At 71.1% G+C, this 13,815-nt stretch carries 15 protein-coding genes; 14 read left to right on the top strand and 1 reads right to left on the bottom strand.

Annotation, left to right across the window (positions count from 1 at the left end; all coding sequences use genetic code 11):
• The first annotated feature begins 107 nt into the window (after window positions 1-107).
• From ACFRMN_RS21570 to ACFRMN_RS21560, 3 genes are read left to right on the top strand one after another with little or no spacing between them, the layout of a single operon-like run.
• On the top strand, window positions 108-368 hold the full coding sequence (locus ACFRMN_RS21570; RefSeq protein ID WP_129766293.1) for a hypothetical protein: 261 nt from the start codon (window positions 108-110) through the stop codon (window positions 366-368).
• Between the two features lie 11 nt (window positions 369-379).
• Complete coding sequence (locus ACFRMN_RS21565; RefSeq protein WP_129766292.1) at window positions 380-1,366, top strand: 3-oxoacyl-ACP synthase III family protein; 987 nt, start codon at window positions 380-382, stop codon at window positions 1,364-1,366.
• A complete protein-coding gene (locus ACFRMN_RS21560) occupies window positions 1,363-2,118 on the top strand; it encodes an SDR family NAD(P)-dependent oxidoreductase (protein ID WP_383021920.1) in 756 nt (251 codons plus the stop codon). The genes ACFRMN_RS21565 and ACFRMN_RS21560 overlap by 4 nt, the downstream gene beginning before the upstream one ends.
• A 193-nt stretch (window positions 2,119-2,311) precedes the next feature.
• Here the strand turns inward: ACFRMN_RS21560 and ACFRMN_RS21555 are convergent, their stop codons facing one another.
• Complete coding sequence (locus ACFRMN_RS21555; RefSeq protein ID WP_383021917.1) at window positions 2,312-3,238, bottom strand: BTAD domain-containing putative transcriptional regulator; 927 nt, start codon at window positions 3,236-3,238, stop codon at window positions 2,312-2,314.
• A gap of 392 nt (window positions 3,239-3,630) precedes the next feature.
• Here ACFRMN_RS21555 and ACFRMN_RS21550 point away from each other — a divergent pair, with 392 nt between their 5' ends.
• The 11 genes from ACFRMN_RS21550 (at window position 3,631) to ACFRMN_RS21500 (ending at window position 13,771) form a co-directional block, all read left to right on the top strand.
• Complete coding sequence (locus ACFRMN_RS21550) at window positions 3,631-4,848, top strand: aminotransferase class I/II-fold pyridoxal phosphate-dependent enzyme (protein WP_383021914.1); 1,218 nt, start codon at window positions 3,631-3,633, stop codon at window positions 4,846-4,848.
• Between the two features lie 62 nt (window positions 4,849-4,910).
• On the top strand, window positions 4,911-6,161 hold the full coding sequence (locus tag ACFRMN_RS21545) for a beta-ketoacyl-[acyl-carrier-protein] synthase family protein (protein WP_383021912.1): 1,251 nt from the start codon (window positions 4,911-4,913) through the stop codon (window positions 6,159-6,161).
• Complete coding sequence (locus ACFRMN_RS21540; protein ID WP_383021909.1) at window positions 6,158-7,069, top strand: MaoC/PaaZ C-terminal domain-containing protein; 912 nt, start codon at window positions 6,158-6,160, stop codon at window positions 7,067-7,069. The genes ACFRMN_RS21545 and ACFRMN_RS21540 overlap by 4 nt, the downstream gene beginning before the upstream one ends.
• A complete protein-coding gene (locus tag ACFRMN_RS21535) occupies window positions 7,059-8,591 on the top strand; it encodes an AMP-binding protein (RefSeq protein ID WP_383021907.1) in 1,533 nt (510 codons plus the stop codon). The genes ACFRMN_RS21540 and ACFRMN_RS21535 overlap by 11 nt, the downstream gene beginning before the upstream one ends.
• Window positions 8,588-8,851 carry an acyl carrier protein gene (locus ACFRMN_RS21530; protein WP_383021905.1) on the top strand — a complete coding sequence of 88 codons (264 nt, stop codon included), beginning with the start codon at window positions 8,588-8,590 and terminating at the stop codon, window positions 8,849-8,851. Before ACFRMN_RS21535 ends, ACFRMN_RS21530 begins: the two co-directional genes overlap by 4 nt.
• A gap of 2 nt (window positions 8,852-8,853) precedes the next feature.
• Window positions 8,854-9,909, top strand: a complete 1,056-nt coding sequence (locus ACFRMN_RS21525) for an anthranilate phosphoribosyltransferase (protein ID WP_383021902.1) — start codon at window positions 8,854-8,856, stop codon at window positions 9,907-9,909.
• Window positions 9,902-10,741: a tryptophan synthase subunit alpha gene (trpA, locus tag ACFRMN_RS21520; RefSeq protein WP_383021899.1), complete on the top strand. Its 840-nt coding sequence runs from the start codon at window positions 9,902-9,904 to the stop codon at window positions 10,739-10,741. Before ACFRMN_RS21525 ends, trpA begins: the two co-directional genes overlap by 8 nt.
• Window positions 10,742-10,743: 2 nt before the next feature.
• Entirely contained in the window at window positions 10,744-11,118 is a 375-nt protein-coding gene (locus tag ACFRMN_RS21515; protein WP_383021896.1) for an ectoine synthase, read from the top strand.
• A 57-nt stretch (window positions 11,119-11,175) separates the two neighbouring features.
• Window positions 11,176-12,321 carry an acyl-CoA dehydrogenase family protein gene (locus ACFRMN_RS21510; protein ID WP_383021893.1) on the top strand — a complete coding sequence of 382 codons (1,146 nt, stop codon included), beginning with the start codon at window positions 11,176-11,178 and terminating at the stop codon, window positions 12,319-12,321.
• Window positions 12,318-13,064: an N-(5'-phosphoribosyl)anthranilate isomerase gene (locus tag ACFRMN_RS21505; protein WP_383021890.1), complete on the top strand. Its 747-nt coding sequence runs from the start codon at window positions 12,318-12,320 to the stop codon at window positions 13,062-13,064. Before ACFRMN_RS21510 ends, ACFRMN_RS21505 begins: the two co-directional genes overlap by 4 nt.
• Window positions 13,061-13,771: an indole-3-glycerol-phosphate synthase gene (locus ACFRMN_RS21500; RefSeq protein ID WP_383021888.1), complete on the top strand. Its 711-nt coding sequence runs from the start codon at window positions 13,061-13,063 to the stop codon at window positions 13,769-13,771. Before ACFRMN_RS21505 ends, ACFRMN_RS21500 begins: the two co-directional genes overlap by 4 nt.
• The last annotated feature ends 44 nt before the right edge of the window (window positions 13,772-13,815 follow it).

The raw sequence follows: 13,815 nt of genomic DNA, 5'->3' as shown, positions 1-13,815 counted from the left end.
ACAGATGTGCAAGACGGCCGTGCGTCACCGGTGTTGCGTCCCGGTTGCGCGCGACGCGCTTCCATGCCACTCGACACCGGATGCACCGCGAGAGAGGACCGAAGCTCATGACGCTGCCCACCATCGAAGAACTGGCGAGCCAGCTGGAGGCCGTGTCGGGCGCCGAGGAGGTCGGCCCCGACGCACCGCTCCAGCACATCGCGGACGTCGACTCGCTGGACCTGATGGAGTGGCTGTACGGGTTCCAGAACCAGTACCCGCACATCCCCGCCGACGAGTCGCTCTTCGCGGACCTCGACGACACGACCACGCTGCGGCATGTGTACGAGCGGATCGTCGCGCTCGTCCCGCAGCCGGCGCAGGCGTAGCGAGAGCGCCCGTGAACGGCTTCGACATCACCGGGTGGGGCATGGCCGTACCCGAGCGCAAGGTCACCAGCGTGGAGCTCGCGGAGCGGTTCGGTGTCGACGAGAACTGGATCGTCAGCCGCTGCGGCATCCGGGAGCGCCGCGCCGTGGGGCCGGGACAGACGACCGCCTCGCTGGCTGTCGAGGCCGGCCGGCGCGCCCTGGAGAAGGCGGGCCTGACCGGTGGCGACATCGCCCATCTGATCGTCGCCACCGCCACGCCCGAGCAGCCCTCACCGGCCACATCCGCGTTCGTCCACCACGATCTCGGCATCGCGGGCAGCGCGCACGACGTCAACTCGGAGTGCGCGGGCTTCGTCTACGGTCTGGTGTCGGCGATGGCGCTGATCGCCATCGATCCCCGGCCGATCCTGCTGATCGGCTCCGACACCCACACCCTGACGGCCAACCCCGCCGACCGGGATCTGTCGATCCTCGTCGGCGACGGGGCCGGCGCGGTCGTGCTCCAGCCGGGGCCGGAGAACCGGGTCAAGGCGTGGAACCTCGGCGCGGACGGCTCGTGCACCGGCAGTCTGAAGGTGCTGGCGGGCGGCAGCAGGATGCCGACCACCGAGGAGACGGTCCGCGAGGGGCTGCACTTCGCCAAGATCAACGGCAACGAGATCTATCTCAACGCCGTGCGCTACACGGTCCGTACGGTCCGGGAGACGCTGGAGAGCGCCAAGGTCGACGCGGCCGACATCGACCACGTCATTCCGCACCAGGCCAATATCCGGATCATCAACTCGATCCTCAGCCACACCGGTCTGCGGCCGGAGGCGCTGGTCACCAATCTGGAGCGGTACGGCAACACCGCGTCCGCGTCCATCCCGATCGCGCTCACCGAGGCGCTGGAGGACGGCCGGATCCAGCCAGGCGACCAGGTGCTGCTCGCCGGCTTCGGCGCGGGAATGACCTGGGGATCGATGCTCCTTGAGTGGGGAGGGGAGAGGAAATGAGCCGTAACAGCGAGCCGGGCACCCGTCCGGAGCGGCCGGTCGCCCTGGTCACGGGGGCGTCCGGCGGGCTCGGGCAGGCCCTGGCGCTCGAACTCGACGCGCTCGGCTGCCGGGTCGCCGTCCACTACAACAGCTCGCAGGCGCAGGCCCACGCCGTACGGGAGAAGCTGAGCAACGACTCGGCCGTCGTGACCGGGGATGTCGGCTCCTGGGACGCCGTCACCGCGATGTACGCCGAGATCGGTGAGCGGCTCGGTCCGGTCGACGTGCTCGTCAACAATGGCGCCATCCGCAAGGACGCGCTGATGGCGATGCAGTCGCCGGCGGACTGGCAGCAGGTCATCCAGACCAATCTGATCGGTTCGTTCCACACCGCGCGGGTGTCCGTTCCGTACATGCTCCGGCAGCGGTGGGGCCGGATCATCAATGTGGTGTCCCCCTCCGGGCTGATCGCGACGGCGGGTCAGACCGCCTACTCCGCCTCGAAGGCGGGCCTCATCGGCTTCACCCGCACCCTGGCCGCTGAGTGCGGCAGACGCGGTGTGACCGTGAACGCGCTCTCCCCGGGGTTCATGATCACGGGAATGACGGAGAACCTGCCGGGACACGTCATCGAGGGGATGGAGGGCAAGGCCCCCATTCCCCGCTTCGTCACGGTCGAGGAGGTGGCCCGCAGCGCCGCCCTGTTCCTGGACCAGGACTGTATGACGGGCCAGGTCATCAGCATCGACAGCGGCGTCTCGATCACCTGAGAACCGCTCGTACGCACAGAGGGGCGGCCCGGCGTATCCTGCCGGGCCGCCCGCGTACGTTCCCCCGTCGGCGCCACTAGCTCCTGTCCCATGGCCCCGGGTACTGTCCCGTAGCCCCTAGACGAGTAAGTCCGAAGTGGCGTCGTTCGCCCGGAAGATGTTCCCGGGCAGACGGCACTTCGGACTTACTCGTCTAGGCCACACGCCACTCGGGCGCCGAGGGCGCGGGGTGGGTGAGGCAGCCGTCCGGGGTCAATAAGCAGGGCCGCGGCGGGGCCGGCCGCGGGTACGGGGCCTCGAACATGCCCATCAGCAGCGGGTCAAGACGGGGCGCGGCGCCACTGTCGGGCTCCGGTCTTCGGGGGGCGTCGGAGCCGCGCAGCAGCTCCAGATAGGCGGCCTGGCTCTCCGGCGCCGGGTCGATCCCCAGCTCCTCGGCCAGCACCTCCCTCAGCTGCTGATACGTGCGCAGCGCCTCGGCCCGGTTGCCGGCCGTACGGTGCGCGGCCATCCGGCACCGGTAGGCGCTCTCCCTGAACGGCGCCCGCCGTACCGCCTCCTCGGCGTACCGCAGCGCGTGATGCTCGTCGCCCAGGGCCGCCGAGGCCAGACTCGCGGTCTCCAGCGCGGACAGCCGCAGCTCATCGAGCCATTCCCGCACGCCGTTGACCCACTCGCCCTCGTGAGCGGGCAGGAATGACCCGCGTAGATTCGACACGGCGGCGGCGGCGAGCTGCTGGGCGACGGCGAACGAGCCGGTGGCGTACGCCTCGGTCGCCTCCCTCGCCGCCGCCTCCGCGCACTCGACGTCGACGGCCGCGTCGTCCGGCAGCCGCAGCAGATAGCGACCGCCCTGGGCGACCAGTGGTGTGACCCCGGGCCGCTGCTGGGGGAACGTGACGAACGTACGGACCCGGCTGACAACACTGCGCAGGGCCGAGGCCCAGGTGTCCGGCAGTCCGTCGGGCCAGACGGTGTCGGCCAGTTGATCGCGACTGGTGCCGGCGGACCGTTCGAGGATGAGCCTGGCGAACGCGACTTGAGCCTGAGCGCTGGACAGATGCTGCGGCGGAACCCCTTCGGGTTCGATCGTTACAAGGCCAGCGAGTCTGATGAGCAAGCTGTACTCCCCGGTGCGGTCGGCCGTGGGCCGGTTGCACCGACGGCGGCTGCCGCCGGCGAGGGTGTCGACATCACGCCAGGGGGCCCCGCCACAGTGGGTCCTTGTGAAGGAGTTCGGGACGCTCTGTGCATGCCCCCTGCACAGAAATTGGACGATATCAATCGGCCATCTCGGTGTGTCAATAGTGGCCGGGGAACATTACCGGGATTTCTCTGGAGACCCTCATTCCGCTTGCGTAAAGCTGACGCGTTGTTCTTGCGTTCACCTCTTTTCCCATTTCAGCGTCGTGTTGCGCGCGCCTTGCGCGGCTGTCGTTGAATTGCGTCGGCACTCTGAGTCCAGGTTGAGCGGACTCCGGTAATTGTCCGAAACGTGGTGAGGAGACGTACGTGAACACTTCCGGGGGCTGGGAACGTCTCGCGCCGAAACTGGCCGCGACACACCGCCGCGTGCGGGCCCTGGAGTGGGAGCCCGCGCGCCGCAACAGCTTTGTGACGTACACGGTCGAGCGCGACTCCGCCTACGCCGACCTCGACGGCGAGCGCCTGCTGATGATGTCGGGCTACAGCTATCTCGGCCTGGCCGGCGACGAGCGTGTGGTCGCCGCCGCCAAGTCCGCCGTCGATCTGTACGGCACCGGCAACCACGGGGTGCGGGCGCTGGCGGGTTCGATCCCGCTGCACGAGGAACTGGAGGCGGAGGTCGCCCGGTTCGCCGGCCGACAGGAGGCGCTGGTGTTCGGCTCCGGGTACGCGGCCAACGTCGGCACGGTCGGCGCGCTGGTCGGCGCCGGTGACACCGTACTGATCGACAAGTACGACCACGCCAGCATCGTGGACGGCTGCCGGCTGAGCGGCGCCACCGTCACCCGCTTCCGGCACAACGATGTCGACCACCTCGACCGCAGGCTCGCCGCCGCGAGCCCGGACGGGATCCGTCTCGTCATCGTCGACAGCGTCTACTCCATGGACGGCGACATCGCGCCGCTGCCGGAGCTGCGCCGGGTGTGCGACGCCCACAACGCCCTGCTGATGGTGGACGAGGCCCACGCGCTGGGCGTCATCGGCGCCACCGGCAAGGGCATCGAGGAGCACTTCGACTACACCGCGAAGGTCGACGTCAAGCTGGGCACGCTCTCGAAGGCCATCCCCTCGATGGGCGGCTGGGTGGCGGGACCGAGCGAGCTGATCGGCCATCTCAAGTACGCGGCACGGCCGTTCCTCTTCTCCGCGGCGCTTGGCCCGGCCCAGTCGGGCGCGGCGCTCGAATCGCTGCGGATCCTGGAGCGCGAGCCCGAGCGCGTCAGCCATATCCAGCGGGAGTCCGCGCGCTTCCGCCGGATGCTGAACGACGGCGGGATGCGCACCGGCGACAGCGAGACCGCCGTCGTCCCCGTCATCGCCGGCTCCGACGACGCCGCGTACGACTACGCCACCGCCTGCCGCGCGGCGGGGGTCATCGGACTGCCGGTGGTCACCCCGGCCGTCCCCAACGACCTGGCCAGGCTGCGGATCGCCATCACCGCGCGCCACACCAAGAGCGATATCGACTTCGCCGCGGAGGCCTTCCTCAGGGCCGCCCGCGGGTGCGGGCTGATCACCGCCTGACGGTCAGTCAGCTCACTTCTTACCTCCGCCCTCCGACGTTCGTACGGGATACGGGATCCGAGATGCCAACCTCACCGAGGCACGCACCGCCACCAGCGCCTGTCGCGATCACCGGCATGGGCGTCGTCACCCCGGCCGGCTGCACACCGGACGATCTGTGGGCCGCGCTGCGCGCGGGGAAGTCCACCGCCGCCACGCTGACCCATCTCGACCTGGAGCGCCACCGGGTGCGCATCGGCTGCCGGGTCCGCGGGCTCGACTCCGTCGGCCTCGTGCCCGCCAAGGACGCCCGCAGGATGGACCCGTTCGCGCTGTACGGGACGACGGCCGCACTCGCCGCGCACCGGGACGCGGGCGCGCCGACCGCGGATCCCGGCCGTACCGCGATCATCGTCGGCAACGCCGTCGGCGGCCGGGCCACCAGCGACCTGGAGTCCCGGCACTTCACCGAGTCGGGACCGCACCGGGTCAACCCGCTGATGCCGCTGATGACGATGTCCAACGCGGCCGCGGCCCAGATCTCGATGCGGCTCGGCTGGCAGGGCCCCGCCCTGACCATCGCCACCACCTGCGCCAGCGGCGCAGACGCCATCGGCCACGCGCTGACACTGCTCCGGACCCATCGGGCCGATGTCGTCCTGGCCGGCGGCTGCGAATCGACCCTCACCCCCGTCACCCTCGCCGGGTTCGGCAACCTCAACGCCGTCTCGCTGCGCAACGACGACCCGGAGCACGCGTCCAGGCCGTTCGACACCGACCGCGACGGCTTCGTGATGGGGGAGGGCGCCGGGTTCGTCGTCCTCGAACGGCTCGATGACGCGCGGGCGCGCGGCGCCCGTACGTACGCGACCGTCGCCGGCTACGCCGCCACCTCCGACGCGTACCACCTGGCCATGCCGCTGCCGGACGGCGGCGCCGCCGTCGGCGCCATGACGGGAGCCATCGCCGACGCGGGTCTGGCCCCCTCCGACATCGTCCATGTCAACGCGCACGGCACCTCGACCCCGCACAACGACCGGGCCGAAGCACTCGCGCTGGCCAAGGTGTTCGGCACGGACGGCCCGCCGGTGACCGCGAGCAAGAGCGTCATCGGCCATCTCATCGGGGCCGCGGGCGCCGTCGAACTGATCGCCACCGTGCAGGCGATGAGCCGGTGCGAGGTCCCTCCCACCGCCAACCACGAACAGCTGGAGCCAGGCATGGAAATCGATGTGGTCCACGGCGCACCGCGTGCCGTCGCGTCCGGTCCCGCGCTCTCCAACTCCTTCGGCTTCGGCGGCCACAACTCCAGCCTGGTGGTGGCCCCGATATGACCACCGCACCCGCCCCGGCGGCGACGCGTACCGTCACCGCCGAAGAGATCGCGGCCTACCGGGGCGCCGTCCGCGCCGCGCTGCCCGCCGCGCGGGACCAACTCGCCTCGCCCGTGCACGCGTTCGTCCTCGCCCATAGCGTCGCCGAACGCACGGTGGCCGCCCTGACCGCCGACGAGCCCGGCCCCGTGTCGGTCGTCCACCTCGGCCAGGACATCCGCTGCCGGCGGCTCGTACGCCCCGGCGAACAGGTCACCGTACGGCTGGATGTGCTCGGTGCCCGCCGTGAACCGCGCGGGACACGGGTCGCGCTGCGCTCCCGGCTGACCGGCGACGGCGCGGACCCCACGGACCCCGCGAACTCCACCGGCTCCGCGGGCTCCACGGCCCCGGGCGCCGCCGAGCCGTTCGCCGAACTGGTCACCAGCGCCCTGCTCGTGGGCGCGACCGCCCTCGAACCCTTCGGGGAGATCTCCGGCGCCGCCGCCGCCCCCGCGCACGCCGGAGCCGCCGAGCCCGCCACCGTCGTCCATGAGCCGACCGTGGAGTGGATCCGCCGCTACGCGCTGGCCTCCGGCGACGAGAACCCGATCCATCTCGACGCCGACGCGGCCCGCGCCGCCGGCTTCGGCTCGGTCATCGCGCACGGGATGAGCGTGCTGGCCCTGGCCGTCGAGGAGATCACCGACCGGTATGCCGACGGAGACGCCGCCCGGATACGGGGGATCGGCGGGCGCTTCTCGGCGCCCGTCACGCCCGGAGAGCCACTGCGGTTCGACCTCCAGCCGGACGCGGCCCGCCGGGTGGTGCGCTTCAGCTGCCGCACCCCCGCGGGACCCGCCGTCAAGAGCGGCTGGGTCGAACTGGCCGAGCACGAGGCAGGAGCGGGGGCCGGCCATGACGACTGACAGCCTCGGCCTGGTGGGCGGATTCCTCCGCCAGGTCCGCGAACGGCCCGACGCCACCGCCCTGGTGTGGAACGGCGAGGAGACCACCTACCGCGAGTTGTACGAGCGGGCCGGACATGAGCGCGACCGGCTGGCCCGGCTCGGGCTCACCCCCGGCGAACCCGTCGGCGTCCTGGTCGCCAAATCTCCCGCGGCCATCGCGCTGGTGCTGGCCTGTCTGCTGGCGCGGCGCCCCTTCCTGCTGCCGTCGCCCGCGCTCGCCGACTCCCTGCTCGCGGATCTCTTCGCGCAGGCGGGCTGCCGCCGGGTGATCACGGCCGACGGCACGGACGCCGCGGTGGCGCCGAACCCCGAGGTCACCGCGCAGCCGCTGGCACCCCGCGAGGCCGCCGAGGTGTCGTTCATGCTCACCACCTCCGGCTCCACCAGCCTGCCCAAGATCGTCCCCCTGGGCCGGGACGCCGTGAACCGGTTCGTCGCCTGGGCCGCCCCCGCCTTCTCCATCGGGCCCGGCGTCACCGTACTCAACTACGCGCCCCTCAACTTCGACCTGTGCCTGCTGGACATCTGGACGACCCTCGCGCACGGCGGCCGGGTGGTCCTGGTCGACCCCGCTCTGGCCGCCCGGGGCGGGCATCTGCTCGACCTGCTCGTCCGCCACGACGTACGGGTGGTGCAGGCGGTGCCGATGTTCTACGGGCTGCTGCTCGACGCCGCCGAGCGGCAGGGGGTGACGCTCCCCGGAGTCGGGCAGGTGATGTTCAGCGGCGATGTCATACCCGACCGCACCTTCGCGGCACTGCCCGGACTGTTTCCCGGGGCGCGGATCCACAACATCTACGGCTGCACCGAGACCAACGACAGCTTCGTCCACGAGGTCGATACCACCGCCACCGAGTTCCCGCCGGTACCGATCGGCCGCCCGCTGCCGGGAGTCGAGGCTCTGATCCTCACCCCGGACGGCGCGGCCGTCGAGGGGCCGGGCTCCGGCGAACTGTATGTCTCCACCCCCTTCCAGTCGGCCGGCTATCTCGACCGGACCCGGCACGCCGACAAGTTCACCGGCCATCCGCTGGGACTCGACGACAGGCGCTGGTTCCGCACCGGCGATCTGGTACGGCGCGACGCCGGCGGCCGGCTCCATCTCACCGGCCGCGCCGACCACCAGGTCAAGGTCCGCGGTGTCGCCGTGAACACCGCGGAGATCGAACGGGTGCTGCTCGACCACCCCGCCGTACGCGAAGCGGGGGTGGCCGCCGTACCCGACCCGATCGAGGGCCGCCGGCTCATCGCCGCAGTCCAGAGCGAACCGGGCAGCGGGCTCAGCTCCCTGACGTTGCGTCAGCACTGCGCGAGACGTCTGCCCAGGGCGGCCGTCCCCGCCAAGCTCCGGATCGTCGACGATCCGCTGCCGAAGACCGCCACGGGAAAGGTCGACCGCAAGGCGCTCGACCGCCTCGACGGGCTGTCCACCGTCTCCACCGTCACGTCAGCCACAACCGCCCAGGGAAGGACGTCATGAGCCACGCCGGCACCATCAAGCAGTTCGTCATCGAGGAGTTCCTGCCGGACATCACCGCACAGCAGCTGGCGGACGACCACGATCTGCTCTCGGACGGTGTCATCGACAGCCTCGGTGTGCTGAAGCTGATCGCCTGGGTCGAGGACCGCTTCGAGCTGCCGATCGGCGACACCGACCTCGACCCCGACAACTTCCGCAGTGTGGCGGCCATCGACGCGTTCATCGCCGGTGCGCGCCGCCCCGAGGTGGCGGGCGGCTAGCGGTGCATGACGCACTCACCGGCCTGCTGGAGCGGCGCGCGCCCGTCGGGCGCGAGACCTGGCGGTCGTTCTGGGACCAGCTCGGCGACGGCCGCCTCGACAGAGCGCAGGCCCTCGCCCTGCTGGCCTCCCTGGCCACCACGCTGCCCACCCACGAGACACTGCGCCCGCTCCTCGACTCGCTCGCCGAGCGGCGGCCCGCCCGGCCGGCGGACCGCTGGCCGGGAACGGTCAATGTGGTGGGCACCGGAGGCGGACCGAAGACCTTCAACATCTCCACCGCGTCGGCGTTCGTCGCCGCCGCGACCGGGGTGCGGGTCGTCAAGACCGGCTCGCGCGCGTACACCAGCTCGCTCGGCTCCGTCGATCTGCTGGAACGGCTCGGCGTCCGGCTGACCTCCTCCTACGACCAGACCGCCGACACCCTGGACCGGTACGGCATCGCCTTCGCCGGACCGTTCGTCTACCCGGCGCAGCTGACCCGGCTGGCCAGGACCATCGCACCGACGAGCATGAAACCCTTCGGCCGCTTCCTCAACGCCCTCGGGCCGTTCCTCGCCGACCTGCCCGTCACGGCGCAGGTCACCGGCGTCTCGGCCAGCGCGCCGCTGGCCGAACTCCGCGCGCTCGCCGAGACCGGTACGCAGCCCGGCCGCACGCTGTGGCTGACCACCAACGACCGCGGCGCCGACGAACTGCTCGGCTTCGCCGACAACACCATCCACACCCACGACGGCCGCGAACACCGCATCTCCGCAGGCGAGTTGGTCCCGCCCAACGGAGGGTTCGACGATCTCAAGCCCGCCCCGGACCCCGCCTCGGCACCCGGGCACTTCCTGTCCGTCCTCGCCGGCACCGAGGGAGAGGTGGCCACCCGTACGGTCTGCCTCAACGCGGCGGCCCTGTCCGTCGCGAGCGGTCACACCACCGACTGGGCGAAAGCCGTCGCCGCCGCCCTGGAGGCGGTACGCGGCGGAGCCGCCCGCGAACTCGCCGAGCGCGTACGGGCCGGGGCGCCGCGACGGCCCTCCCGCACGGAAGAGGTGACCCATGGCTGACTTCTTCTCCCGCACCGGTCCCGGCGAAGGACCGGGCCTGGCTCTCTTCCTCAACGCCGGGGACCCACCGCTCGATGTCCTCGCCGACCTCGTTCTCATGCTGGACGAGGAGGGCGTCGACTGCCTCGAACTCGCCGTGCCCTTCCCCGACTCGGTCACCGACGGGCCCGTGATCCGCCGCTCCGCCCGCCGCGCCCTCGACCGGGGCGTCGGGCTCGACCAGGTGCTCGCCTTCATCGCCGCCGTACGCCCGCGCCTGCGCCGGCTGCGGATCGCGCTGCTCGTCGACTGGAGCCATTCACTCAAGCACCGGGACCGCGAGCACGGCGACCCGGCGCGCACACTCGCTACGATCGCCGGTTCGGGCGCGGACGGACTCCTCGTCCACGCGCTGCCGCCCCGGCTGCGCACCGCACACCACACGGCGGCCCGCGAGGCCGGACTGCCCGTCGTCACCACCTGCTACCAGCAGAGCCCGCCGTCGACCATGGCCGAGGCCGCGGCCGGGGCCACCGCCTATCTCTATCTCGTCGCCCACTACGGACGCAGCGGCACCGCCCCCGCCACCGGGCACGCCGCGCTGGCGACCACCGTCGCCGCGCTCCGGGCGCACACGGAATCCCCGATCGCCATCGGCTTCGGGGTCAGGACCAGACAGGACGTGGAGACCGTGGGCGCCTGCGGAGCCGATGCCGTCATCATCGGCTCCGCGGGCGTCGCCCGGATCGAGCAGTCGCTCGCTCAGGGGAGTGACGTCGTCGACGGCTTCCGCGCCTTCGTCAGGTCCGTATCGCCCAACCGTTCCATCACACCTGAGAGAACCGGGAGTTGAACATGTTCGTCCGTGACCTGGAGAGCGTGAAGACGGTCGAGTGGGGCAACGGCCTGAGCCGTCGCTTCATCGTGGCCGCCGACGGCCTCGACTACAGCATCACCGACACTACCGTGCGCGCGGGCACCAAGTCCCGTCTGGAGTACCGCAATCACATCGAATCCTGCTACTGCATCGAGGGTTCCGGAGAAGTGATCGAGCTGGACGGCACCTCGCACCCGATCGTGCCCGGCCGTCTCTACTCGCTCAACGAGCACGACGCCCACTACCTCGTGGCCGGCCCGCACGAGGACCTGCGTCTGGTGTGTGTCTTCTCCCCGGCGCTCCAGGGCGACGAGGTGCACCAGCTCGACGAGCAGGTCTCCTCGGCGTACTGATCCCCGCGCCGTACCTCTCCAACCGCCCGTCAACGAACCGTCAGGGAAAGGCTCGCCGTGATCCGCTGGAACGCCGACCAGACCGAACTGCGCGAAGGTCTGGCCCGGTGGGGTGAGGCGCTCAGCGCCGGCCACATAGAACAGGACGAACAGGCCACGTTCTCCTGGGACAAGTGGAAACTGATCCGGGACACCGGCATCCTCGGACTGCCCTTCGAAGAGCGCTGGGGCGGCCTCGGCCAGTCCCTGCTCACCACCATGTATCTGCTCGAAGGGCTGGGCGAGCACTGCCGTGACTCCGGGCTGAGCTTCTCGGCCACCACCACCATGGCCAGTACCGGTGTGCCACTGGAGCGATTCGGCACGGACGCGCAGAAGGAGCGGTATCTGACCGGAATCTGCTCGGGCGAGGTGATCGGCGCCCATGCCATCACCGAGGCCGAGGGCGGCTCGGACGCCATGGCGATGACCACCAGAGCGGTTCGGGACGGCGACCGGTTCGTCCTGAACGGCTCGAAGATCTTCGTCAGCAACGGCCCCGTCGCCGATGTGTTCGTCGTCTACGCGCGTACGCATCCGGACGGCGGCCCGCTCGGGGTCACCGCGTTCCTCGTGGACCGGGACACCCCGGGGCTCACGATCGGCACACCGACCAAGAAGATGGGACTGCGCACCTCGCCGCTCAGCGAGTTGTTCTTCGACGAGTGCCGTGTCCCGAGGACCCAGGTCCTCGGCCGGGTCGGCGGCGGATTCATCGTGCTCGACCATGTGATGAAGCGGGAGATCCTTTTCTCCTTCATCGTGAACGTGGGGGAGATGCGGCACCGGCTCGACCGCTGCCTCGACTACGCGAAGACCCGCCGTTCCTTCGGCAGGCCGATCGGCTCGTACCAGTCCGTCGCCAACAAGATCGTCGACATGAGGATCCGGCTGGAGACGGCGGGCAAGTGGCTGTACGACACCGGTGAACGCCTCGCGGCCGGCGAGAACGTCACGGTGGATCTGGCCATCGCCAAACTGGTGACGAGCGAGAGCAATGTGGCGACCAGTCTGATGGCCGTGCAACTCTTCGGCGGGCACGGCTATATGACCGAGTACGGTCTGGAGAAGGACGTGCGCAACGCCGTGGCGGGCACGATCTACTCCGGCACCACGGAAATCCAGTACAACCGCATCGCCTCGATGCTGGGTCTGGGCACATGAGCCCGGAGCCCGCCTCCGGGCTCCCGGCGGGACACTCGGCCGCACCCGAGACCCGCCGGGTTCTGAAAGTCTGCGGGGCCACCTCCCCCGACGACATCACCACACTCGCCGCCGCGGGAGCGGACTGCGTCGGCCTGTGGCACGGCATACCCGGCGGCCACGCCGAACTTCCCGCACGGCGCCTGATCGAGCTCGCCGCGACCGCCCGCGCCACCGGCCGGCTCGAACCGGTCCTCGTCACCTTCCTCGGCGACCCCGAAACCCTCACCGAGCTGGCCCGCCGCGCCGGCCTGCGCTGGCTGCAACTGCATGCCTACCAGCCACCCGCGGTGGTACGGGCGCTACGCGCCGCCCTTCCCGACGCGGTCCTCGTCAAGGTCCTTCATCTGCGCGGCGGCAGCTGTCTGGAACGTCCGCTGATCGGCGCGTACGAACGGGCCGGCACCGACCTGTTCCTGCTCGACACGGCCACCGAGGACGGCCGGATCGGCAGCACGGGACACCAGCTGTCCGAGCGGGACGTGCTCGGCCTGCTGCCCCGGCTGACCCGCCCGTTCCTGCTCGCCGGGGGCATCTCCCCGTACAACCGCCCCGACTACGGGTCCGTCATCGCCCACCCCGGCTTCCGCGGCGTCGATGTCGACACCGCCGCCCGTGATGCCCACGGACGTTTCTCGGCGCCCGCCGTCACCGCTCTGGCCCGCGCCTGGCGGACCGACACGTCCCCTGAGGAGTCCCGATGACCTCCCGGTTCCTGGAAGCCCTGCTGGCCGCCGACCGCCCGCTGGTCATGGAGGTCAAACGGCGCGACGCGCACGGCTACGACCTGCTCGGCGGCCGGACCCCTGCCGCGATCGTGGAGTCGTACGAAGCCGCGGGCGCGCCCTGTATCTCGGTGGTGACGGGACGCTGGTTCGGCGGCACCACCGATCTGCTGCGCGATGTCGCCGCGCTCACCGATCTGCCGCTGCTCCAGAAGGACTTCATCACCCGCAAGGACCAGCTGTCGGCCGCCCGGGAACTCGGCGCCTCCGCCGTGCTGCTCACCGCGGCCCTGCTGCCCCGGTCCAGTATGCGCACCCTGATCACCGCCGCTCTGGCCCTCGGCCTCACCCCCTTCGTCGAAGTGACGGAAGAGTCCGAACTCGACGGTCTGCCGCACGCCGACGAGTGCGTCGTCGCCGTCAACAACAAGGACATCAAGGCCAAGGAGCGCGACCGGGGAGACCTCGACCGCAGCCTCGCCCTGCTGCCCGCGGTCCGGGCCTCGGGTACCCGCTGCCCGGTCAGCGCCAGCGCCATCGACGGCCCGCTCGCCGCGGCGAGACTGCTCGACGCGGGATACGCCGGCCTGCTGGTGGGCACCTCGCTGCTGCGCACCGACAGCGCGGCCGGCTGGGTCGACCGCCTGGACCGCGCCAGGACCCGCCCCGCGGCCCGGCCGAACTGAACGGCCCCGACCGGCCCGCCCCCGCTGCTCAGGAGAACCGCCTG

This window comes from Streptomyces sp. NPDC056835 (assembly GCF_042789485.1).
Taxonomy (GTDB): domain Bacteria; phylum Actinomycetota; class Actinomycetes; order Streptomycetales; family Streptomycetaceae; genus Streptomyces.
This window is presented reverse-complemented; position numbering and strand designations above follow the sequence as displayed.

Bases quoted from the DNA above. Each gene is read 5' to 3' on its own strand.
- ACFRMN_RS21570 (WP_129766293.1), top strand. From the start codon at position 108: ATGACGCTGCCCACCATCGAAGAACTGGCGAGCCAGCTGGAGGCCGTG.
- ACFRMN_RS21560 (WP_383021920.1), top strand. From the start codon at position 1,363: ATGAGCCGTAACAGCGAGCCGGGCACCCGTCCGGAGCGGCCGGTCGCC.
- ACFRMN_RS21545 (WP_383021912.1), top strand. From the start codon at position 4,911: ATGCCAACCTCACCGAGGCACGCACCGCCACCAGCGCCTGTCGCGATC.
- ACFRMN_RS21540 (WP_383021909.1), top strand. From the start codon at position 6,158: ATGACCACCGCACCCGCCCCGGCGGCGACGCGTACCGTCACCGCCGAA.
- ACFRMN_RS21535 (WP_383021907.1), top strand. From the start codon at position 7,059: ATGACGACTGACAGCCTCGGCCTGGTGGGCGGATTCCTCCGCCAGGTC.
- ACFRMN_RS21530 (WP_383021905.1), top strand. From the start codon at position 8,588: ATGAGCCACGCCGGCACCATCAAGCAGTTCGTCATCGAGGAGTTCCTG.
- trpA (WP_383021899.1), top strand. From the start codon at position 9,902: ATGGCTGACTTCTTCTCCCGCACCGGTCCCGGCGAAGGACCGGGCCTG.
- ACFRMN_RS21515 (WP_383021896.1), top strand. From the start codon at position 10,744: ATGTTCGTCCGTGACCTGGAGAGCGTGAAGACGGTCGAGTGGGGCAAC.
- ACFRMN_RS21505 (WP_383021890.1), top strand. From the start codon at position 12,318: ATGAGCCCGGAGCCCGCCTCCGGGCTCCCGGCGGGACACTCGGCCGCA.
- ACFRMN_RS21500 (WP_383021888.1), top strand. From the start codon at position 13,061: ATGACCTCCCGGTTCCTGGAAGCCCTGCTGGCCGCCGACCGCCCGCTG.